Annotated in this window: 1 protein-coding gene; it reads right to left on the reverse strand. The window is 29.7% G+C overall.

Features of this window, described 5'->3' with window-relative positions; genetic code table 11:
• Positions 1 to 23: 23 nt before the first annotated feature.
• A partial coding sequence (locus tag SB658_RS26180) for a hypothetical protein (RefSeq protein ID WP_410603403.1) occupies positions 24 to 249 on the reverse strand: 226 nt, incomplete at its 5' end.

Raw genomic sequence — 249 nt, forward strand, 5'->3', positions numbered from 1 at the left:
ATAGGAAAAATACAGGTAAATATTTAATCTCTAAAACGTATTTTTATAAAATTTTTTATATTTTTCTTTTCATTCAAAAAAACATGTAGTATACTAACTTCAAAATCAGAGGAGAAAGGGAGCAAAGAACTATGCTTACTTATACAACAATTGTAGTTACATTTGCACAAAAACATCATCATCATACGTAACCCTTGAAACCTAGCGGAAAAATTACGCGTAGGTACAAGGGTTATTCCCGTTGTACCT

This window comes from Bacillus sp. SIMBA_008, from assembly GCF_046535495.1.
Lineage (GTDB): Bacteria > Bacillota > Bacilli > Bacillales > Bacillaceae > Bacillus > Bacillus subtilis.